Here is a 20,363-nt window from a genome sequence, read left to right as displayed (position 1 = left end):
CAACATGTCAGCATCACGACTCGCCACTTCACTGACCCTCGCGTGCGTCGCCCTTTCCGCACACGCAGCGGTCGTACGCTTCGATTTCCGGCACCCGCAATCGGTACGCGACTGGCAGGCCCAGCACGATGTGACCTCCCTGAGCGCAACGTCCGAAGGCATGGCCATCCGCATTGGCGGCAGCGATCCATATATCGCCGGGCCGGCGCGCGACTATCTCCCTGGACTGCCCCTATGGCTCCACCTCCGCGTCAAGTCGCCGTCCGGCGGGATGGGGCAGGTCTTCTGGTTTTCGGCCCGGAAGGGCCCCAACGAAGGCGATTCCGTCCGCTTCCCAGTGAGCGCCGGCGGTTGGGCCGATGTGCGCGTCCCGATCCCGCCTCTCGGCAAGGCAACGCGCCTCCGCTTCGACCCGCCCGGCGATCATGGCACAGTCACACTCGCGTTGATCGAGGTGACTCCGCGCCCCACGTGGAAACAGCCGGCCTGGCCCAGGCCGCCGACCGCATTCCGAACCGAGGACAACCAACGCAGACCCGGCGCCACCGTAGATGTTCGCGTTGGCGAAACGGTGGGCGCTTTCACCGTTAGCGTGGATGGAAAACCGATGGCGATTGGCCACTCGCGCCCTTTGATCGGGTATGTCGTTGGCGGCAAGCAGCGCTGGCTGGACGTCAATCGGGCCGGACCGATGTGGCCCAAACGTTCAGGGGGATTCACGGTAGCACTCAGAGTTGTCAAAGACCCCGACGGCGGTGTCTGGACGATTACGCAATCGTTCAATCCGTTCAACGGCTACGTGGACGTCTCAACGACTGTATCCTGCACGCGGGACCGTGATGTACTCTACGTGCCGATGCTGACGCTGCTCCCCGGCGCCGGCTCCTTCGGCACGCACAAGACACAGGCGCTCTTTTCCGGCCTCGAGTACCTGGACAAGGACGAGCCCAGCTCTTCCCAGAAGGACATCATCGGGCCAGGCGCGAATCGCCGAGTGCCGGATACCGCGAAGATCACACAGCCGCTGATGGTCGTCCAGCACGATGGGCGCTACGTGGGCCTCATCTGGAAGCCCTCGCCCGAGTTCTGCGCCGTGTTCGATTCACCCGACCGTACGTTCCACTCGGGTGGGCACGCGATGGGCATCCTGTATCCTGGCTCGAACGGGTCAGACCGCGAGGAAGGCCGTCTTCTTCCCTACGCGCCGCGCCGTCTTGTCGCCGGGCGCAAGATCGTTCTTGAAGCGAAGATCATCGGCGGCAAAGGCGATAGCGTCGTTCCTTCGATTCAGCAGTACGTGGCGATGAATCCGCCACCCGCGCCGCCGTCCGCGGGATTCGACTGGAACAGATACGTCACCCTGACATCCGCCGGATGGCTGGACTCAGGAATCCGCGCCGACGGCCTGTACGCCCATGCGTACCCCGGCCAATTCAAGCCTCAGCCCGCAGCGGATGCCGCAGTCTGGATGGAGTACCTGGCCCGACAGACGGGCGACACAGTTCTGGCGGCACGTTTGAAACAGGCATCCGCCGAGGCGCTGGCCCACGTGCGGGCAAACGAACTGAACAACGCCGGCGTCGGCCACGTGCGCTACCCGGTTCCGGCCCTGGTGTACGGCGACGCGCTCAGCAGCGTTCGTGACGCCGCGCGCGACGCGAAGGATGTGGTCGGACGCTTCACCCCTGAAGGCACGTTCCTCTATCGGGCGCCCGTCGATGGCCCCGATCTGGGGCGAACGCATTTCTCGAAGGAAGCGAACGGGCTTACCGCGGAGCGTGTCCTTGCCGTGCTGAAGGCCGCGGAGTACAGCGGAGACCCCGCCCTGCGGAAGGACGGCCTGCGCCTGCTGGACGCGCTCGGCAAGTTCGCCAACACCGTGCCGCGCGGTGCGCAGACATGGGAAGTGCCGCTTCACACCCCGGACATCCTGGCTTCCGCGAACCTCGTCAAGGCGTACGTTATCGGCTATGAACTCACGGGTGAACCCCGCTACCTGGACGAAGCGCGGTACTGGGCCTGGACCGGCGTGCCCTTTGTCTATCTTGTGCGCCCGGTAGACCATCCGGTTGGGCTCTACGGCACCATCGCCGTTTTCGGCGCCACCCAGTGGGTTGCGCCCAACTGGATGGGCCTGCCGGTGCAATGGTGCGGCCTGGTATATGCCGACGCGATCGCGGACCTGGCCCGCTATGACGCCGCCGGTCCGTGGAAGCGCATCGTGGACGGCATCGCGGCCTCCGGCATCCAGCAGACGCACCCCCTGAAGGCGGACCCGAAGCGCCAGGGGCTCCTCCCTGACTCCTTCAACCTGCGCGGCCAGATCCGCAACGACGTCGCCATCAATCCGGCAACGCTCTTGCCGTCGGCGGCCCGTCTTTATGGCCGCCCCCCGGTGTACGACCGCCACGCGTTGGCCAATGGGGCGATTGCCCACGCGCCCGGACCGATCTCGAACGCCCGCGAAACGGCGGACGGCTTCACGTTCACCGTGAACGGATGGCCGCGCGGCCCGTACCAGATTCTCATCGTCGGCCTGAAGGCGCATCCTCGAAAAGTGCTGGTGAACGGCGGTGACCCCGACGCGATTTTCGACTCCCGCCTCGGCGCACTGGCCATCCGGACCACCGGTAATGCTATAGTCCAGATAACCGGCGGATGAACTCCGACCAAAAAGGTCGGAATTGGCACGCGCCTTGCCGGGTCACAATGCAAGCGTCATTGTGTCTGCGCCGCGGGCAAGCGCATGTTGAGCGCTCCCGGCCATCTTGCGATACAATGAATGACAGGGCCGGCAGGCCATTCACATAGAGGCGTTCCATAGAAGGAGATAGCCGCATGACCGAACAAGCCACACTCGAGGCCGCAAGTGACAACCTTCAGCCCATCCTGACAAAGGTTCTCACCGAGAGCATCGAGAAACATATTCCGTTCAACATCATCTTCGAACTGACGTACCGCTGTAACCTGCGATGCAAACACTGCTATATTCCCGAGCCCAGCCGCCACATGCGCGAACTGACCACCGAGGAGGTCTTCCAGACCCTCGATGACCTCGCGGCGCTTCAGGGCTTCTACATCACGTACACCGGCGGCGAGATCTTCCTTCGCCCGGACTTCTTCAAAATCGCCCATTACGGCAAGTCCCTCGGTTTTGCCCAGAAGTTCTTCACGAACGGCACGCTCCTCACGCCCAACCTCTGCGATCGCATCGCCACGGCCAAGCCGGTATCGGTCGAGATCAGCATCTACGGCGTCAACAACGATACCCACGACTTCGTGACCAAGGCTAAGGGCAGCCACCGCAAGAGCATGGAAGGCATCAAATGGCTGGTGGAGCGCGGCGTGCGCACCAAGGCTAAAATGCCGCTGATGTATCATTCTTTCGACGAGTTCAAGGAACTCCTGGCGGAATGTGAGCAGCTGGGCGTGGAGCTCAGCATGGACCACAGCATCGCGCCCATGGACGACGGCACCACGGACGTCCTGGGGCTGCGCATCACAAACGACCAGTTGTACCAGATATTCACCGACAAGACGATCATGCCGAAAGGCGACCTGCCCAGTTCCCCCGCCCAGATATGCGAGGCCGGCCGGAACACGGGCAGCATTTCCCCGATGGGCGACGTCTTCCCGTGCCTCCAATTGCCGATCAAGGCCGGCAACGTACGCGAACGCAGCCTGAAGGACATCTGGAACGACAGCCAGATCATGCGGGACCTCCGCGGCCTCCAGGTCAACGACCTCAAGCAGTGCCCAACCTGTTCGCTCCAGGCTTACTGCAACCGCTGCGCCGGCATGGCGCTGCTGGAAGACGGCGATTACCTCGGCTGCTCCTCCCGGGCGCGCCAGGTGGCCACCATACGCCAGCAGATCGCGCTGGAGAAGCAGACCGGTCGTACGGACATGCCGCTGGCTTCCTTCCCGCAGCCCCCGATGAGCCGCACGCCAACCGCCACCGGCGCGGGCCTCCTGCAGATCGCCCGCCCCTGGAAAACGCCGGGCAATACCGTTCACTCTCCCGAGTGAATCACAACGGGGAATCAGGGGATTCCTGAAATGGGTCGTCCCGAACCCACGCGTCTGCGACGGGTTCGGGACACGGCCCCGATGAGCGAATGACCCGGGTCCAGCCCTACACCCCTGATCCCTCATTCACACCGTTCCGCGACCGATGCCTCCAGCGTCGCGGGCTCGCCCCATCTCGGTCCCAACTACTATTCGATGCTGGCAGCCAACGCTATTATGCCTGTATGCTATATAAAAGCCATCGAATAGACTTATGCAAACACCCCTTTGGCGCGGTTTGTGCTCTCTATCAATCGTATAACCAACTTCATGGCCCGACCGCTGAACGGCGGCGGGCATTTCTGAAAGGAGACGATAGAAATGCATAGAGTCACGACTGGAACCGCGTGCGCATTCGCGCTTGGTATCATGGCGTTCGGGTTCCTTGCGCGCCCCGCTTCGGCGGGACTGGTGGAGGTCGGTGTCGGCTACGCGGACGGTATCCGCCCCGATCCCACTTCGCCGTTCCCGTCACCCTGGCGGGGCGATCCCGGCATTCATTTTCTAGGGCAGGCGGATGCCTCCGCCACGTTCGATTGCGGAGTGGTCTGCATCAAGAACGTGGGGACAACCAACGTGGTTCTGGACCCCGGCATTAAGGTCGACAGCTTCCAGAACGGCGCCTCGTTTCAGTTGTGGGATGGGATGATCGGCGCGGGTCTGACCATCGCTCCAGGCGAACAGGCCCTTCTGGCGCAGACGTCGATGTATGATTTCGACACCAGCGACCAGACGAACGGGACTCAGACGAGTCCTGACAGCGCGCACCCGGTGATTCACGCGTCCTTCGACGGCGGCGCCACCACGGCATCGTACGTCGATTCCGCCCAGGTTTTGAACACCGGCGGATTTGACCTTGCTTCCTACATCAATCCGGCGACCGGCGTGGCCTACAACGAGAACCTGCGCTGCCGGCCGATCGGCACCACCGGCATTAGCGACCCGTTTGGAAACAATGTGCCGGAGCCCGGCACAATGAGCCTCCTCCTTGGGGGTATCCCGGCGCTGGGACTCGTGTTCCGCCGCCGCAAGTAACGTACGAGCCACACATCGAGGCAATAGAATGGGGCGCCGATTCAGCCGGCGCCCCATTCCGCCGTCTAGCGCATTTCAGGCAGCAACTCGCGCTGCAATTCGAGCATCTCCTCCATGCACTCCACCGCGGCGCGGTAGGAGTGAACGGTCGGATCGAGCAGCAAAGCCTGGAGAAGGTATTGCTTCGACCGTTCGGCAAACGCTTTGACCAACAGTTCGTGGATGCTGCCCTGCACGCGCAGCATGGCGGCGATGCCCTCGGGCAGAGGCGCCATCTTCACCGGGCGCAGCCCCGACGCGTCGGCATCGGCCGGCGCCTCCACAACCATATCGTGCGGCAGGTTTGGGATCGCGCCGTGGTTCGGCACATTTACGGCCTCGAGGCGCCGCTCAATTCCGCAAGCCAACGCCTCGATGATGGGTATCGCCAGTTCCCCGGATCGCTCCAGCGGCGCGTCGTCCAGTCGTTCCACATTCGCCGTCGGCTTCCGCCAGGGCCGCGTCGTCTTGTCGCCGCTCAAAGAATAGACGAATTCCGGTTCGAAGCCCGTCTCCCATGGCTTCCCGTCCGCGGGATCGTGGAAGAATTGAAGCTCGGACGCCACGAACTCGTCCGCCCAGCCGATGTATTCGCCGCAATGGTTGGCGGCCGGCGACGGCCAGAGCCCGTATCGCCGGAACAGGATCCTTGCCAGGCCGATCTCGTGCCAGTCCGCCAGCCAGTCGCCCTCGCGTTCCGCCGCCCGCAGGCGGGGATAAAGGTCTTCGCCGGTCCGTTTGTCGCGGATGGACTGGAACCAGGTGAAGTGATTGATCCCGCAGGCGTCCCCTTCGACGTCCTCTACAGGAATGCCCAGGATGGCGGCCATCTGGTGGAGGCCCATGAACACGCCGTGGCAAAGGCCGATCGCCTTGATGGAGGTGAGCCGCGACACTGCCTCGCAGAGTTTGTGCTCCGGATTCGTGAAGTTCAGCAGCGGCGCGTCCGGGCACAAACGCTCCATCGCGCGTGCTATTTCGAGGGTCGGGCCTATGTTCCTGAGCGCGTGGAACAAGCCGCCCGGACCGCCGTTCTCGCCGTAGACCTGGCGGAAGCCGTACTTGCGCGGCACGTGGAAATCCTGGGCCCAGTATTTGTAGCGCTCGACCTCGATGGCGGCGATCACGAATGCCGCCCCATCCACGGCGGCGTTGAGGTCGGTGGTTGAGGTGATCGAAATCCGGCGGCCCAGCTGGGCGTTGAGCCGCCGCGCGTATGCCTCGATCTCAACGAGGTGTGCGGGCACGGTGTCCATCAGGGCGATGGAAACCTGCCGCTCCGCCAGAGGCTGGCTCAGCACGATATCCCGGACGATACCCGGAGCGAAACTCCGGCTCCCCGCACCGATCACGGCGATCTTCACTGCCTGCATGCCTCACCCTCCCCTCAAAGCGGAGGAAATCGGGAAATGGAGAAACGGGAGTTCCCGGATTTCCCCGTCACCTCATTTCCCCATTTCCTCATTTCCACTCTGTCAGGTCACATCACGTCCAGGTCCCCGCTCCAGTCCACGGCTTCGGCGTCGAAGGCGGGGCCTTCGGTGCAGACGCGCTGGTAGCCCGCGGATGTCGGGATGACGCAGCTCAGGCACGCGCCGACGCCGCACCCCATCCGCGCCTCAAATGAGACCTGGCACGGGCGGTTGAACTCACGGGCCGTGTGGGCCACGGCGCGGAGCATGGGGATCGGGCCGCACGCGTAGAACGTCGCCGGCGCGCCATCCGAAAGCGCTTCTCTCAGGATGTCGGTCACCAGGCCATGCCGCCCTGCCGAACCGTCATCCGTGCTGATCTGGGGCGTGATGCCGATGGCCGCGAAGTCGTCGTTGCAGAGGATGTGGCCCGCCGTGCGCCCCCCGAGGAGAACGGCTATCCCGTCGTCAGAAGGCCCTCCAGACGGGTACTTCAGAGCCCGGTCCGTTTCGCGAATACGCTTGAGGTTTTCCGCCAGGAACAGCATCGGCGGAATGCCGACCCCGCCGCCGACGAGGATGTGCCGGCCCGTCCCTGCCAACCGAAATGGCGACCCCAGGGGCCCCATCACGTCAAGGGCCACGCCGGGCCGGGTGCGCGACAGGATCCCTGTCCCTTCACCCACCACCCGGTAGATCATCTCCACCCAGCCGGCACTAGAGTCAACACGGCTGATGGAAATGGGCCGGCGCAGCAGCGGCGCGGGTTCGGGCGCCACCAGCACATGGAGGAACTGGCCGGGCCGGGCCGCCGCCGCGATCTCCGGCGCCGAAACCCGCATGACGTAGTGCTCCGGCGCAATCTCCTCGTTACGCAGGATCTCGTACCGGCCCTGGAAGCGGTTGGGGCTCATCGGGAAACCTCCGGGGGATGAATCGCCCGGCAAAGTGTCTTAGGCCGCGAACCCCATGTATGGGCTGGCGCGGCAGGGCCTTCAGGCCCTTTGCGGCCGAAGGCCAGGATGCCGGGGCATTCATGCCCCGGGTGCATGCGGTTCCCGATCCGTGCTCTCACAGAGCCCCCCTGTGGACCGGGAAGTACTCATCCACCGTCGCCACGTCCAGCAAAGTGCCGCTCCGCCGGGCGTCCAGCGCGGTGAGGAGCGCATTGGCCGTATCGAGCGACGTGAGGCACGGTACTCCCATCTCCACGCTCGCGCGGCGGATGACGCTCGATTCGCGCTCGATCGTGCGGTCTCGGCTCACCGTATTGATGAGCAGTTTCACCTCGCCCTCGCGGATGACGTCCACCGTGTTCGGGCTGCCTTCATGGACCTTCTTGACCGGCGTCGATGGTACCCAGTGCTCGTCCAGGAACTTTGCCGTCCCCGCCGTCGCGATGAGCTGGAATCCCATGTCGTACAGGCGTCGCAGAAGGGGCAGGGCCTCCTCCTTGTCGTGGTCGGCGATGGTACAGATCACTTTGCCGCCAAGCGGCGGAAGGTCGATTCCGCTGGCGACCATGGCCTTGGCAAGCGCGCGCGGGTAGTCGTTGTCCAGTCCCATCACTTCGCCGGTCGATTTCATTTCCGGCCCCAGGCCGATGTCCACGGAGCGCAGTTTCTGGAAACTGAAAACCGGCGCCTTCACCGCGATGCTGTTGCCCGGCGGATACAGGCCCGATTTGTAGCCCAGATTCTTGAGCGTATCGCCCAGCATGATGCGCGTGGCGAGCGTGACCATCGGGATGCCGGTGATCTTGCTCAGATACGGCACCGTGCGGCTCGCGCGAGGATTCACCTCGATGACGTAGGCGACTTCGTTCTCCACGACGTACTGGATGTTCATTAGGCCGTGCACGTCCAGCGCGCGGGCGAGACGGATCGCGTGTGTCGTGACCTGCTCCATCACGGTCTCGCTCAGGCTCTGCGGCGGATACACCGCCATGCTGTCGCCGCTGTGCACGCCCGCCCGCTCGATGTGCTCCATAATTCCCGGCACGAGGCAGTCCTCGCCGTCGCTGATGACGTCGACCTCCACTTCCTTGCCCAGGATGTACTTGTCAACGAGGATCGGCGCGTCCGGCGAAACCTCCACCACGTAGGTCATGTAGCGGCGCAGTTCCGAGGATGAGTACACGAATTCCATCGCGCGCCCGCCCAGCACGTACGAGGGGCGTACGAGGCACGGGTAGCCGATCGACTCCGCGACCCTCACCGCATCATCGGCGTTCGTCACCGCCTTGCCGGCCGGTTTGGGTATGCCCAGTTCGGTCAGCAGTTTCTCGAAGAGGTCGCGGTCCTCGGCCATGGCGATGGAGTCCGACGACGTGCCCAGTATCCTCACGCCGGCTGCGGAAAGCGGCGCGGCGAGGTTGATGGCCGTCTGCCCGCCGAACTGCACCACCACGCCTTCCGGCTGCTCCAGATCGACCACGTTCATCACATCTTCGAACGTCAGAGGTTCAAAATAGAGGCGGTCGGACGTATCGAAATCCGTGGAGACGGTTTCCGGATTGTTATTGATGATGATGGATTCGTAGCCCGCCTGCCGCAGCGCCCACGCGGAATGGACCGAGCAGTAGTCGAACTCGATGCCCTGTCCGATTCTGATGGGCCCGGAGCCCAGTACAATTGCCTTTTTCTTCGCCATTATCTATCCAGTTTCGAGTTCCGAGTTCCGAGTTCCGAGTTCCGAGTTTTGAGTCCCGGAACTCGAAACTCGGTGCTTACACACTTCTATCGCCGCTTCGCTCGCGTCTATCCCGATCCACCGTCTGCCAAGGCGCTGCGCTGCCACCAGCGTTGTGCCGCTTCCGCAGAACGGGTCCAGCACCAGGTCGCCCGGGCTGCTGCTGCCGGCAATGATCCGCTCCAGCAGCGCCAGCGGCTTCTGCGTCGCATATCCCGTCCGCTCCGGGTCGCGCTGGTTCAGATGGCTGATGTCGTCCCAAACGTCGTCCGGCGGCGCCCCGCCCTCGGCCGGGTATTCATACGTCTTCCCGTTCGAGCGGATCGTCCGCACGGTTTCCCCTGCCGCGTTCACCGTCCGCTTCATATGATTGCGCCGGTCACCGCGTTCCAGCGTCGAGACGGCCTCTCGGTTGAAGGCCGGCTCGCCGCACGGTGCGTACCACAGGATCGTGTCGTGCTTCGCCGAATACCGCTTCCGCGCCGTCCCGCCGCTCCGGTAGTGCCAGATGATCTCGTTCACGAACGCGTCCAATCCGAACACCTCATCCATCAGCACCTTCAGGTAGTGGATCGCGCGCGCATCGGCGTGCAGGAACACGCTCGCTCGCGGCGCCAGCAGCGGCTTCAGCGCCTCGATCCTCTCCCGCATGAATGCCAGGTACTCGTTCAGGCCGCGTCGGTCGCGATACGCCACCGTTTCCGTTGTCCCGCGCCCACCGCTCGATCCGCCGACATAGAAGGTGCCGCCCGTGTTGAATGGCGGGTCCATATAGACCAGATTGACCCGTCCCGCAACACCCTCGTCCGCCGCCATCTCCCGCATCAGCGCCAGGTTGTCGCCGAACAGCAGGCGGTCGGGGCAGTCCAATCCTACCCCTCCCCAAATCCGCTCGCCTCGTCGTTGCCTGCCGGCTCGTAACTGCTGTAGAAATACGGCGTCAGCGCCTCGAACTCCGCGGCGCAGGTGTCAACCATCTTGTACGCCGGCACGAGGCCGATCTCCTTGCGGCGCGCCCGGATATCCGCTTCCTTTATCCCCGTCAGGTAGGCGATCTCGCGGTCCGGGAAGCCTTTCCGTTTCGCCTCTCCAAGCAGATCGTCCGGCATATCCGGCGATCCGGACGTCCGGGCCGCGTCGCCGACGCGCCGCAGGCGGGCCTCAAGCTCGACAAGCCCCTTCAACTTCACGAGGAACCACGGATCGATTGCGCTGAGGTCCTGGATCTCCTGGACCAGCCAATCGCGTCGCAGCGCCTCGATGACGGCGAACAGGCGCTCATCGGTCGGGTTCTTGAGGCATTCTTCCAGTTGCATTTCCGACCACTGCCCGATGCCCTTCAGCCTGAGCCCTATGATGCCCTGTTCGAGGCCGCGGATGGCTTTCAGCAGCGCGCTCTCGAACACGCGGGCGATGGCCATCACCTCGCCGGTGGCTTTCATCTGCGTGGTGACCGCGCGGTCCGCATGCACGAACTTGTCGAACGGCCAGCGGGGTATCTTCACCACCACGTAGTCCAACGCTGGCTCAAAACAGGCGAGCGTCTTCTTCGTGACCGCGTTGGTGATCTCGTCCAGCCTCAACCCCACCGCTATCTTCGCCGCAACGCGGGCGATGGGGTATCCGGTCGCCTTGCTGGCCAGGGCCGAGGAGCGTGACACGCGCGGATTCACTTCGATCACGAAGTAGTCGTATGAATTAGGGTCCAGCGCCAGCTGGACGTTGCAGCCGCCCTCGATGCCCAGCGCGCGGATGATCTTGATGCTCGCCGTTCGCAGCAACTGGTATTCCTTGTCGCTGAGAGTCTGGCTGGGCGCGATGACGATGCTGTCACCAGTATGCACGCCCATCGGGTCGAAGTTCTCCATGTTGCAAACCGTGATGCACGTGTCCGCGCCGTCCCGCATCACTTCGTACTCGACTTCCTTCCAGCCCAGCAGCGAGCGCTCGACCATCACCTGGTGGCGCGGTGAGAGCGTGAGGCCCTTGCGGCCGATATCCATCAATTGCTCGATGTCATACGCGAAGCCGCCGCCGGTCCCGCCAAGCGTAAAAGCGGGGCGCACGATGAGGGGCCAAACCCCGTGGTCCGCGCACGCCGCCAGTTCCTCCTCGGTTTCCACGATCCACGACTCCGGCACTGGTTCGCCGATCTCGCGCATCAGCGTGCGGAAAAGCTCCCGGTCCTCGGCTTTCTGGATCGCGTCCAGTTGCGTCCCGAGCAGTTTGACCCCGTACTTGGCGAGGATGCCCTTCTCGGCGAGTTCCGTCGCCAGATTCAGCCCGGTCTGGCCGCCCAGGGTGGGGACGAGGCCGTCCGGCCGCTCTTTGGCGATCACCAGTTCGGCAAACTCGACCGTCAGCGGTTCCACGTACACGCGGTCGGCCATCTCCAAGTCGGTCATGATGGTCGCCGGGTTTGAGTTCAGGAGGATGACCTCGCAGCCTTCCTCGCGAAGGGATGTGCAGGCCTGCGTGCCGGCATAGTCAAATTCGGCGGCCTGGCCGATGATGATCGGCCCGGAGCCGATGACCATCACGCGCTTTATAGTTGGGTCTTTAGGCATATTTCAGGGTTCAGGGTTCAGGATTCAGGATTCGGGATATTCAGTTCAGTTGTTTGGCGACGAGACGGACGAGGGCTCTTCCGACCGCGATTGTCACAACAAGTGACGCCAGCACGAATGCCGCCCACAGCGTGATCGTGCGTGACACCCCGTGAAGCGTCACGAAGGCATCCGCCACCACATACGCAGCAAACCCCCCGTTCACACCAATGAACGCGGAGCCAAGCCACAACAGCACATATCGTTTGGTATCAGTCATCACGTCAGCATTCAGCATTCTGCATCCGGCATTCAGGCCCCGATTTCAGAAGGGGCGTCATCGGCTTTCGCGGTCAGGGAGTTGAGCAGTCCATTAAGAAGGCGGCCAACCTCCGAGGACAGCGCAAAGAAAGCGGTTGTCTCTTCCACCGAAACGAAGCCGAGCCGAAGCGCCAGATGGATATGCGTCTCAGTTTCGCCCAGGGAGCCATAGGCAATGTCCAGGTGGTGAAGGAACTCCTTGGTTCTCCGGCGCGAGCGCCCTTCGGCGATATTGGCGGGCACCGAAACGGAGGATCGCTGCAGTTGGCTTACGAGACCATAGACCTCGGTCTTCGGAAATCGTTGTGCCAACGCGTAGGCGGCAACGACCATATCCATTGCCTTCTGCCAGGCCACAAGGTCCTGGTAGCCGGTCAGGCTCATGGCTTGGCCTCCGGGCCTGAATGCTGGATGCTGGATGCTGGATGCTCTTCCAGCATTGAAACGAATTCCTCAAAAAGCCCCATGCTGTCGCGCGGCCCCGGGCTGGCTTCGGGGTGGTACTGGATGCTGAAAACGGGAAGCTCCCGGTGCCTCAGCCCCTCGACCGTGTTGTCGTTCAGGTTCAGCCGGCTCACCTCCAGTCCGCTTCCCTCCAGCCCGGCAGCGTCCACCGCATAACCGTGGTTCTGGCTCGTGATGCTCACGCGCCCCGTCGCCAGGTCTTTCACCGGGTGGTTCGCCCCGCGGTGGCCGAACGGGAGTTTGAACGTGCGACCGCCGAACGCATAGCCCAGCAGTTGGTGTCCCAGGCAGATTCCCAGAACCGGCTTGCCGCTCTCCGCGAAGGCTTTCACGGTCTTGACCAGGTACCCGAGCTGCGCCGGATCGCCGGGGCCGGGTGAAACCACGATGCCATCCGGTATGGTCTCGAGCACCGCCTCGGCGGCGCTGTCGCACGGCCAGGCGGTCACCTCGCACCCCAGATCGGCCAGGGTCCGCATGATGTTGTGCTTCACGCCCAGGTCCAGGAGCGCGACTTTGTGCGGTGCTCGTCCTTCGCGCTTAAGCCACTTGGCGCGCACCGGATCGTCGCCGATGCCGCCGGTCCACGGCGTCGCGACCTTCACGCTGCGGTCCTTCACGAAATCGAACGTGCCGTAATTGGGCGCGACTTTGATCTGCGCCACCAACTCCTCCGCCGAATACTCCGTGGAAACGGCTCCCATCATCACGCCGGCGGTCCGCAGGTGCCGGGCCAGCGCCCGCGTGTCCACGCCCTGCAGGCCCACGACCCCGGTCCTGGTGAGATAATCCTGCAGCGTGCCCGCGCTCCGCCAGTTGCTCGGCACTTCCGCCAGTTCGCGGACGATCAACCCGGACACCTGCACCGCCAGCGATTCGTCGTCCAGGTCCGTTACGCCGTAGTTCCCGATCAGGGGATACGTCAACGTCAGAATCTGCCCGGCATACGAGGGATCGGTCAGCATCTCCTGATAGCCGGTCATGCTCGTGTTGAACACAACCTCGCCCAGCGAAGTGCCCGGCATACCGATGCCGGTCCCTTCCCAAACCATCCCGTCCTCTAGTACAAGTAACGCCTTCATATGTTCATTTCACCACACAAACCCGAAACGATGGAGTAGTGTCGGCGTCCTCGCCGACATTCGGGCATTCATCTGACCTCGTCCTCGCCGACAATCGGTCATTCATCGTTCATCGTTCCGCATTCATCGTTTCCTGCCCGGGCATTCATCGTTCATCGTTCCGCATTCATCGTTTCCGACCCGGTCATTCATCGTTCATCGTTCCGCATTCATCGTTTTCGGCCTGGGGCATTCATCGTTTCCGACCCGGTCATTCATCGTTCATCGTTCCGCATTCATCGTTTCCGGCCAGGCCCTTCAGCCTTCCCGCCCGTCGTGCACGACGGTGCCGTTCACTACGGTCAACATGATCTTGCCCGGTAGCGCCCAGCCTCCGAACGGCGTGTTCTTGCTCTTGCTGTTCAGCGCCGTGGGATCCACGGTCCACTCCTCGTCCGCGTCGAAGACGGTGACATCGGCAGGCGCTTCCTCCGTCAGGGTTCCCCACGATACGCCCAGTTCCTCCAGGGTCACGTGATCGCCGGTCAGCACGCCCACCGGCTCAATGGTCAGTTTCGCGATCGCTTCGTTGATTGTCAGCAGGCCCGGCTGAACCAGAACCTTGAGCGTGAGACCGAGAGCCGTTTCCAGCCCCACGATACCGAAGGCCGCATCCGCGAATGGCGTTTCCTTCTCCTCACGCGCGTGTGGCGCGTGATCGGTAGCGATGCAGTCGATCGTCCCGTCGGCGAGGCCGGCTTTGACCGCATCCGCGTCCGTGGCGGTGCGGAGCGGCGGGTTCATCTTCGTGTTGGTGTCGTAACCGGTAACGGCCTCATCGGTGAGCGCGAAGTGATGCGGGCAGGCTTCGGCGGTCACTTTCGCGCCGCGCGCCTTGGCCCGGCGAACCATTTCCACCGCCCCCGCCGTGCTGATGTGGCAAATATGGAGTCTCGCGCCCGCCGCCTCGGCCAGCGCGATGTTGCGGGCGACCATCGTCTCTTCCGCCAGCGACGGCATGCCGGTAAGCCCCAGGGTGCTGCTCACCGCGCCCTCGTGCATGCTGGCGCCCTTCGTCAGCGGCTTGTCCTCGCAATGCACCATCAGCACCCGGTCCAGCGGCGCCAGGTACTCGATGATGCGGCGCATCCGCTCGGAATTCTGCACGGGGAAGGCGTCGTCCGTGACGGCCACCGCGCCGGCCTCGATCATGTCCGCCATCTCGGCCATTTTCGTCTCGTCGTAGTCGCGGACGATGCTGGCGTTCACGCCAACCTTCACAACGCCCTCGCGCGCTGCCTTGTCGCGTATATCCCGGACAACCGAGGCGTTATCGATCATCGGGGTCGTGTTGGGCATGCAGCAGACCGTGGTGAAACCTCCCGCCGCCGCGGCGCGCGTGCCGGTAGCGATGGTCTCTTTGTGCTCCTGGCCCGGCTCGCGAAGGTGTGTATGCAGGTCCACGAAGCCGGGGCAGATGATCCACCCGTCGCACTGGATGGTCTCAACGCCCCTCGGCGCCGCAACCGCGCCGACCGCCGCGATCCGCCCGTCGGTGACCAGCACGTCGCCTACCACGTCAAGACCCTGAGCCGGGTCGATGATGCGACCGTTCTTCAGCAGCAATGAACTCACGTCAGACAGCCTCCTTCAGGCGCACCGTCGCCAGGACTACCGCGGCCAGGACGGCAAGAGCGGAGCTCAGGCCGAAGGCCACCGCCGGTCCTTGGCGCGTATACAGCCAACCGGTCATCAGGCTCGCGGGGAGCACCGCGACGCCGGTGAACATTCCCAGAACCCCGTACGCCGATGCGCGGCGCTCCGGGCCCACAACCCGTGCCACCAGGGCCTTCTGCACTCCGTCCGTTGCTGCGATGTACAGTCCGTACACCGCCCAGAGGCCCCAGATCGCCCTGACGTCGTGGACGAACGCGAAACTCAGGTAAACGCCCGCGAAAATCACATAGCCCGCCGCCAGCACGCGTTTGGCGCCAATCCGGTCGGACAGAGCGCCCAGCGGAATCGAGGCCACCGAGTACACGGCGCTGTACAACGCCCAGATCAGCGCGACCGTCGCTGCGCTTACGCCCAGTTGGCTTGTGCGCAGCAGCAGGAACGTGTCTGATGAATTGCCCAGTGAGAACACCGTTCCCGCGATGAGCACCACCCAGAACGTAGAGGGCAGCGCAACCTTCGGTGCGGCCTCCTTCTTAGGCGCCTGGGCCGCCACGTCCTTTACGAAGAACGCCAGGACCAGCGTGCCGGCCACCGCGAAAACCGTTGCCGCCATGAATGGCAGGCGGAAATCCGCCGTCCTGGTCGCGGCGTGCGACCTCAAGAACAAAAACGCCAGGAGCGGGCCGATGGCGGCGCCCGCCGAATCCATGGCTCGATGCACTCCGAACGCCTTGCCCGCCTTGCCCTTCGGGGCCACGGCCGCGATGATGGCGTCCCGCGGTGCGGTCCGGACACCTTTGCCAACACGGTCCATCCATCGCGACGCCAGCACGCCCATCGGGCCTGTTGCCGCCACCAGCACGCCTTTGCCCAGGGCGGACAGCCCGTATCCCGCCACGGCCAGGGGCTTCCGCCGCCGCGGCTTGTCTGCCAGCCTGCCGAACATGCCCTTGAGAAGGCTCGGGATGGCCTCCGCGCCCGCCTCGATCGACCCCATCGCCATCGGCGACGCGCCGAGAGCAACCGTAAGGAAGACGGGGAGAATAGGGTACACCATCTCCGACGCGATGTCGATGAGCAGCGACACGAGGCCGAGGATCAGAACGGTTGCCGGGAGCCCCTCCGTCCCGCGCTTCGCTGGCGTTGCGCCGGTCGTCATAGCTTTGTCAACTCTCCACCAAGAACGAGGTAAAGGAGCGCCATCCGCACCGCAACGCCGTTTGTCACCTGTTCATCTATGACCGCATAGTCCGCGTCCGCAACGTCGGAGCTGATCTCGATCCCGCGGTTCATGGGGCCGGGGTGCATCACCATCACATCGTCCTGGCACCGCTTCAGGCGGTCCGCTGTGATGCCGTAGCGCTGATGGTATTCGCGCGTCGTGGGGAAAAGCCCCTGGTCCTGCCGCTCCATCTGGATGCGAAGCACGTTCACCACGTCCGCGCCGTCAAGGGCTTCGTCGATATTGGTCGTCACCCGCGCGGGCCAGTGGTCGGTCACCGGTGGCAGCAGCGGTTTCGGGCCGCACAGCCACACCTCCGCGCCCATCCGCGTGAGCCCCCACATATCGCTGCGCGCGACGCGAGAGTGCCGGATGTCCCCGACGATCGCCACCTTCAGGCCCTTCCAGTCGCCCTTGTGGCGCCGGATCGTCAGCATGTCCAGCAGTCCCTGGGATGGGTGCTCGTGCTGGCCGTCGCCGGCGTTAATGACGGGCAGCCCCGTCCATTTGGCCACGTTGTGCGGGGCGCCGCTCGCCTGATGGCGGATCACGAACGCGTCGATGCCCATCGCGGCCAGCGTCAGCGACGTGTCCTTCAGCGATTCGCCCTTCGTGACCGATGACGCCGCAACCGCGACGCTGCTTGTATCCGCGCTCAACGTCTTCGCGGCGATCTCAAAGGATGTCCGCGTCCGCGTGGACGCCTCATAGAAAAGCGTGCATACCGATTTGCCGCGCAGCACGGGGACCTTCTTAATCGGCCGCTCCAGGATGCCCCGGAAATACTCCGCGGTATCCAGAATCAGGCCGATCTGGTCAGCCGGCATCGGCTGAAGCTCCAATACGCTTTGTTTAGCAAGATTCATGGCAGTGGCACCGAATGATGAAGTCGGAACGATGAACGATGAACGCTCAACGCGCTAACCGGGTCTTGGCAGTCTTGACGGAAGCTACCGTAATGCATATCAACTCCTCAGCTTCACACTGAAGTGGGCCAACCAAGTCGGTCGGCATTCCGCAACCCTCGATCAGCAACTCGAACCAGAAGGCCGTTTCGTCCAGTTCCTGCAGTACGACCTCCAACTTGCTGATGAACTCGGCCGTTGTGCGTGCTCGGTGCGCCTCACGGTAATTGGCTCCTACAGATGTCCCGCTGCGAACCATCTGCCGGGCGATCACTTGTGCATCTGCGCGTTTCGGCACCTCGGCAAAGAGCCTGATCACGGAAAGCGCAAATCTCTTGGTTCTTTGAGGAAGGTCGCTCGTCTTGTCCAACCGACCCTCCGGCCGTTCATCGTTCATCGTTCCGCCTTCATCGTTCAGACGTGGCTCTCCTCTACACTGATCTTCATCAGGTACACCGAGTTCTCCTGGTCGATGCCCTCGACCTTCACCTCGATGGACTCGGAGCGGGCGGTCGGTATGTTCTTGCCGACGAAATCCGGGCGGATCGGCAGTTCGCGATGCCCGCGGTCGATCAGCACGGCCAACTGGATGGCCAGCGGGCGGCCCAGGTCCATCAGGGCGTTCAGCGCGCTGCGCGCGGTGCGGCCCGTGTAGAACACGTCGTCCACCAGGACGATCGCCTTGTCCTCCAGCGGGAATGTGATCGCCGTAGGCCCGACCACCGGCTGGCGCAGCTTGATATCGTCGCGGTAGAGCGCGATATCCAGCGTGCCTGTCGCCACATCGATCCCCTCGATCTGCTTGATGGCGGCGGCCAGACGGTCCGCCAGGGGCACGCCGCGGCGTCGGATGCCCACGAGCGCAACGTTCTCGGCGCCTTTGTTCTTCTCGATGATTTCGTGAGCGATGCGCACCAGTGAACGGCGCATCTCATCCGCGTCCATTACGCGGCGACCCTGGGTTTCATCCATGGCTGCATACCCCCTGAAAAACGAAAAACCTTCCCACCGTAAGGCGAGAAGGTCAGGCAAGCGTCCGTACGGACCTTGCGTGGCCGCCTTGCCTGCCTCACGGGACGGGCTTAAAAGCAAACCGTAACTCTTGTCGTATGGTAGCACCCGACTGGGGCGATGAGGAAATGGCGAGGTGAGGAAATGGGGAAACGGGGCGATGGGGAAATGGGGAAATTGGGAAACGGAGTGATGGGGAAATGGAGGAGTGGGGCATCGTCGGATGCTCACAGAACTCTCAATCCGGCAATCCGACTCCGCCGCTCCTCCAGCCCTTTCAAGGGCATTGTGGCCGAAGGCCCTTTGCCGGGGCATTCATGCCTCGGAGCCGAAGGCCTCTTGCCGGGGCATTCATGCCCCGGAGCCGCGCCGCTCCTCCAGCCCTTTCAAGGGCATTGTGGCCGAAGGCCTCTTGCCGGGGCATTCATGCCCCGGAGCCGCCGCCGCTCCTCCAGCCCTTTCAAGGGCATTGTGGCCGAAGGCCCTTTGCCGGGGCATTCATGCCCCGGAGCCGCCGAACGCCTTTGCCGGGGCATTCATGCCCCGGGGCTTTCGGCGGGAGCCTCAAGCACCCCTTCGATCTTCCGCGCCAGCGCGGTGTCTTTTTCGGTCACTCCTCCCTCGCTATGGGTGGACAACCGCAGCGTGACCTTGTTCCACCGGATATCGATGTCCGGATGATGGTCGGCTGCCTCGGCCTCGTCGCCAACCGCGTTCACGAATTCCAGCGCTTCGGCGAATCCATCGAACGTGAACTCCTTCACGATCTCGCCATGCTCATACGTCCAGCCCGGCAGCTCCGCCAGTTCTGACCGCACCAGCCCTTCCGTCAGGATGCCCGCCATATCCCTGCCCTCCGTACGTTGTGTATCATGGAAGTAGAAAGTAGTCACTAGTCAGGGCGGAGACCAGGCTCCGGAATCCCCTGCCACTCTGCGTCCTCCGCATTGACACCGGAGGGACTCGTCGCAATGATACACCAGGTGATCCCATACATACCATGCGACAACCGATTGGACTGATATTAGCCCTGCTTATGGGGCTGGGGAGCGGGACGGCGATTGCGGACGAAAGCGATGCGTCCCCTGGCCCTGGCCCCAGCGCCGCCATCCGTCTGCTCCCGGCGCCTCCGGCGATCAAGCCGGGCGTCAAGCCCAAACCGAAGACCGGCCTGGCGTGGGCCTCGCCGGCGCCCAACACCCTGTTCTTCCGTCCGGCGACCATCACACTGGACTGGACCGGCGCCGTACCGCTGGGCGTCACCTACAGCGTCGCGCTCTCGGAGGACGGCAAATCGTTCAACACGCTGCTGGCGGACAATATCACCGACTCCCATTTCTCGTGGGCGCTCCCGGACGTGCCGCGTACGACCCTTTACCTCCGGGTGAGGGCCTCCGCGGTAGAGAGCGGGCAATTGGTGAGCAAAGTGCTCCCGATCCACGTCGTTCCCGGAGACGCCATCGTCGTCAGCAAGAAGAATCAGCGGCTGTGGGCGTTCCGGGACGGGCGGCTGCGGCAGCGTTACCTCGTGTCTACCGGCCAGATCGACTACGACACCCGTGCGGGGTGGTTCAACGTCTATAGCCGCCAGAAAGAACACCATTCCCTGCTCTATGACGTGGATATGCCCTTCGCCCTGTTCTTCAGCGGCGGACAGGCGATCCACGCAAGCACCGCTCTGCGCCAGTTGGGAAGGCCCGCCTCTCACGGGTGCGTCCGCCTGCCCAGACGCCACGCGCAGACCCTGTTTCAGGACAGCACTGTAGGGCGGCCGGTTATCATCACGGACTGGCGCCAGGATATGTCTTGGCTGGATGCCGTGCCTCGCGCGGCAACCGCTCGCGCAGCAGGCGGCGGAAAGCCCGTCTCCGGCCCGGTTTCCAGAGCTTCGGTGGCCGGGCGATAATCCC

Annotated in this window: 16 protein-coding genes and 2 pseudogenes; 4 read left to right on the top strand and 14 right to left on the bottom strand. The window is 63.7% G+C overall.

The window, feature by feature from the left end:
- Window positions 1-4 precede the first annotated feature (4 nt).
- From VGM51_11075 to VGM51_11065, 3 genes are all read left to right on the top strand, one after another.
- Complete coding sequence (locus VGM51_11075) at window positions 5-2,662, top strand: hypothetical protein (protein ID HEY3413578.1); 2,658 nt, start codon at window positions 5-7, stop codon at window positions 2,660-2,662.
- A gap of 176 nt (window positions 2,663-2,838) precedes the next feature.
- Window positions 2,839-4,029 (top strand): radical SAM protein, encoded by a 1,191-nt coding sequence (locus VGM51_11070; GenBank protein HEY3413577.1) that lies wholly within the window; start codon window positions 2,839-2,841, stop codon window positions 4,027-4,029.
- Window positions 4,030-4,389: 360 nt separating this feature from the next.
- A complete protein-coding gene (locus VGM51_11065; GenBank protein ID HEY3413576.1) occupies window positions 4,390-5,103 on the top strand; it encodes a PEP-CTERM sorting domain-containing protein in 714 nt (237 codons plus the stop codon).
- Between the two features lie 65 nt (window positions 5,104-5,168).
- Here VGM51_11065 and VGM51_11060 read toward each other — a convergent pair whose 3' ends face one another.
- From VGM51_11060 to VGM51_10995, 14 genes and pseudogenes are all read right to left on the bottom strand, one after another.
- Window positions 5,169-6,515 carry an alpha-galactosidase gene (locus VGM51_11060; GenBank protein ID HEY3413575.1) on the bottom strand — a complete coding sequence of 449 codons (1,347 nt, stop codon included), beginning with the start codon at window positions 6,513-6,515 and terminating at the stop codon, window positions 5,169-5,171.
- Between the two features lie 107 nt (window positions 6,516-6,622).
- Window positions 6,623-7,468 (bottom strand): dihydroorotate dehydrogenase electron transfer subunit, encoded by an 846-nt coding sequence (locus tag VGM51_11055; GenBank protein HEY3413574.1) that lies wholly within the window; start codon window positions 7,466-7,468, stop codon window positions 6,623-6,625.
- Between the two features lie 157 nt (window positions 7,469-7,625).
- Window positions 7,626-9,200: pseudogene (gene carB / locus VGM51_11050) on the bottom strand (carbamoyl-phosphate synthase large subunit).
- 9 nt (window positions 9,201-9,209) lie between these two features.
- Window positions 9,210-10,115 carry a site-specific DNA-methyltransferase gene (locus tag VGM51_11045; protein ID HEY3413573.1) on the bottom strand — a complete coding sequence of 302 codons (906 nt, stop codon included), beginning with the start codon at window positions 10,113-10,115 and terminating at the stop codon, window positions 9,210-9,212.
- A 44-nt stretch (window positions 10,116-10,159) separates the two neighbouring features.
- Window positions 10,160-11,812, bottom strand: a pseudogene (gene carB, locus VGM51_11040) (carbamoyl-phosphate synthase large subunit).
- 40 nt (window positions 11,813-11,852) lie between these two features.
- The gene (locus VGM51_11035) at window positions 11,853-12,071 is read right to left on the bottom strand and encodes a hypothetical protein (GenBank protein HEY3413572.1); all 219 of its coding nucleotides are present in this window, start codon (window positions 12,069-12,071) and stop codon (window positions 11,853-11,855) included.
- A gap of 32 nt (window positions 12,072-12,103) precedes the next feature.
- Window positions 12,104-12,496, bottom strand: a complete 393-nt coding sequence (locus tag VGM51_11030; protein ID HEY3413571.1) for a four helix bundle protein — start codon at window positions 12,494-12,496, stop codon at window positions 12,104-12,106.
- Window positions 12,493-13,659, bottom strand: a complete 1,167-nt coding sequence (carA, locus tag VGM51_11025) for a glutamine-hydrolyzing carbamoyl-phosphate synthase small subunit (protein HEY3413570.1) — start codon at window positions 13,657-13,659, stop codon at window positions 12,493-12,495. Before carA ends, VGM51_11030 begins: the two co-directional genes overlap by 4 nt.
- Window positions 13,660-13,956: 297 nt before the next feature.
- Window positions 13,957-15,273: a dihydroorotase gene (locus VGM51_11020; GenBank protein ID HEY3413569.1), complete on the bottom strand. Its 1,317-nt coding sequence runs from the start codon at window positions 15,271-15,273 to the stop codon at window positions 13,957-13,959.
- A 1-nt stretch (window position 15,274) separates the two neighbouring features.
- A complete protein-coding gene (locus VGM51_11015) occupies window positions 15,275-16,474 on the bottom strand; it encodes an MFS transporter (protein HEY3413568.1) in 1,200 nt (399 codons plus the stop codon).
- The gene (locus tag VGM51_11010) at window positions 16,471-17,403 is read right to left on the bottom strand and encodes an aspartate carbamoyltransferase catalytic subunit (protein ID HEY3413567.1); all 933 of its coding nucleotides are present in this window, start codon (window positions 17,401-17,403) and stop codon (window positions 16,471-16,473) included. Before VGM51_11010 ends, VGM51_11015 begins: the two co-directional genes overlap by 4 nt.
- A 46-nt stretch (window positions 17,404-17,449) precedes the next feature.
- Window positions 17,450-17,839: a four helix bundle protein gene (locus tag VGM51_11005; protein HEY3413566.1), complete on the bottom strand. Its 390-nt coding sequence runs from the start codon at window positions 17,837-17,839 to the stop codon at window positions 17,450-17,452.
- A 17-nt stretch (window positions 17,840-17,856) separates the two neighbouring features.
- Entirely contained in the window at window positions 17,857-18,414 is a 558-nt protein-coding gene (gene pyrR / locus VGM51_11000; protein HEY3413565.1) for a bifunctional pyr operon transcriptional regulator/uracil phosphoribosyltransferase PyrR, read from the bottom strand.
- A gap of 575 nt (window positions 18,415-18,989) precedes the next feature.
- Entirely contained in the window at window positions 18,990-19,298 is a 309-nt protein-coding gene (locus VGM51_10995; GenBank protein HEY3413564.1) for a 4a-hydroxytetrahydrobiopterin dehydratase, read from the bottom strand.
- A gap of 155 nt (window positions 19,299-19,453) precedes the next feature.
- On the opposite strand from VGM51_10995, the gene VGM51_10990 reads away from it, so the two are divergent.
- On the top strand, window positions 19,454-20,359 hold the full coding sequence (locus tag VGM51_10990) for a L,D-transpeptidase (protein ID HEY3413563.1): 906 nt from the start codon (window positions 19,454-19,456) through the stop codon (window positions 20,357-20,359).
- The last annotated feature ends 4 nt before the right edge of the window (window positions 20,360-20,363 follow it).

This window comes from Armatimonadota bacterium (assembly GCA_036504095.1).
GTDB lineage: Bacteria > Armatimonadota > DTGP01 > JAKQQT01 > JAKQQT01 > DASXUL01.
Note: the sequence above shows the minus strand (reverse complement) of the source record. Positions and strands in the feature narration are given on the sequence as shown.

Bases quoted from the DNA above. Each gene is read 5' to 3' on its own strand.
- VGM51_11070 (HEY3413577.1), top strand. From the start codon at position 2,839: ATGACCGAACAAGCCACACTCGAGGCCGCAAGTGACAACCTTCAGCCC.
- VGM51_11065 (HEY3413576.1), top strand. From the start codon at position 4,390: ATGCATAGAGTCACGACTGGAACCGCGTGCGCATTCGCGCTTGGTATC.
- VGM51_11005 (HEY3413566.1), bottom strand. From the start codon at position 17,839: ATGAACGATGAACGGCCGGAGGGTCGGTTGGACAAGACGAGCGACCTT.
- VGM51_11055 (HEY3413574.1), bottom strand. From the start codon at position 7,468: ATGAGCCCCAACCGCTTCCAGGGCCGGTACGAGATCCTGCGTAACGAG.
- VGM51_11060 (HEY3413575.1), bottom strand. From the start codon at position 6,515: ATGCAGGCAGTGAAGATCGCCGTGATCGGTGCGGGGAGCCGGAGTTTC.
- VGM51_10995 (HEY3413564.1), bottom strand. From the start codon at position 19,298: ATGGCGGGCATCCTGACGGAAGGGCTGGTGCGGTCAGAACTGGCGGAG.
- VGM51_11075 (HEY3413578.1), top strand. From the start codon at position 5: ATGTCAGCATCACGACTCGCCACTTCACTGACCCTCGCGTGCGTCGCC.
- VGM51_11015 (HEY3413568.1), bottom strand. From the start codon at position 16,474: ATGACGACCGGCGCAACGCCAGCGAAGCGCGGGACGGAGGGGCTCCCG.
- carA (HEY3413570.1), bottom strand. From the start codon at position 13,659: ATGAAGGCGTTACTTGTACTAGAGGACGGGATGGTTTGGGAAGGGACC.
- pyrR (HEY3413565.1), bottom strand. From the start codon at position 18,414: ATGGATGAAACCCAGGGTCGCCGCGTAATGGACGCGGATGAGATGCGC.
- VGM51_10990 (HEY3413563.1), top strand. From the start codon at position 19,454: ATGCGACAACCGATTGGACTGATATTAGCCCTGCTTATGGGGCTGGGG.
- VGM51_11010 (HEY3413567.1), bottom strand. From the start codon at position 17,403: ATGAATCTTGCTAAACAAAGCGTATTGGAGCTTCAGCCGATGCCGGCT.
- VGM51_11035 (HEY3413572.1), bottom strand. From the start codon at position 12,071: ATGACTGATACCAAACGATATGTGCTGTTGTGGCTTGGCTCCGCGTTC.
- VGM51_11030 (HEY3413571.1), bottom strand. From the start codon at position 12,496: ATGAGCCTGACCGGCTACCAGGACCTTGTGGCCTGGCAGAAGGCAATG.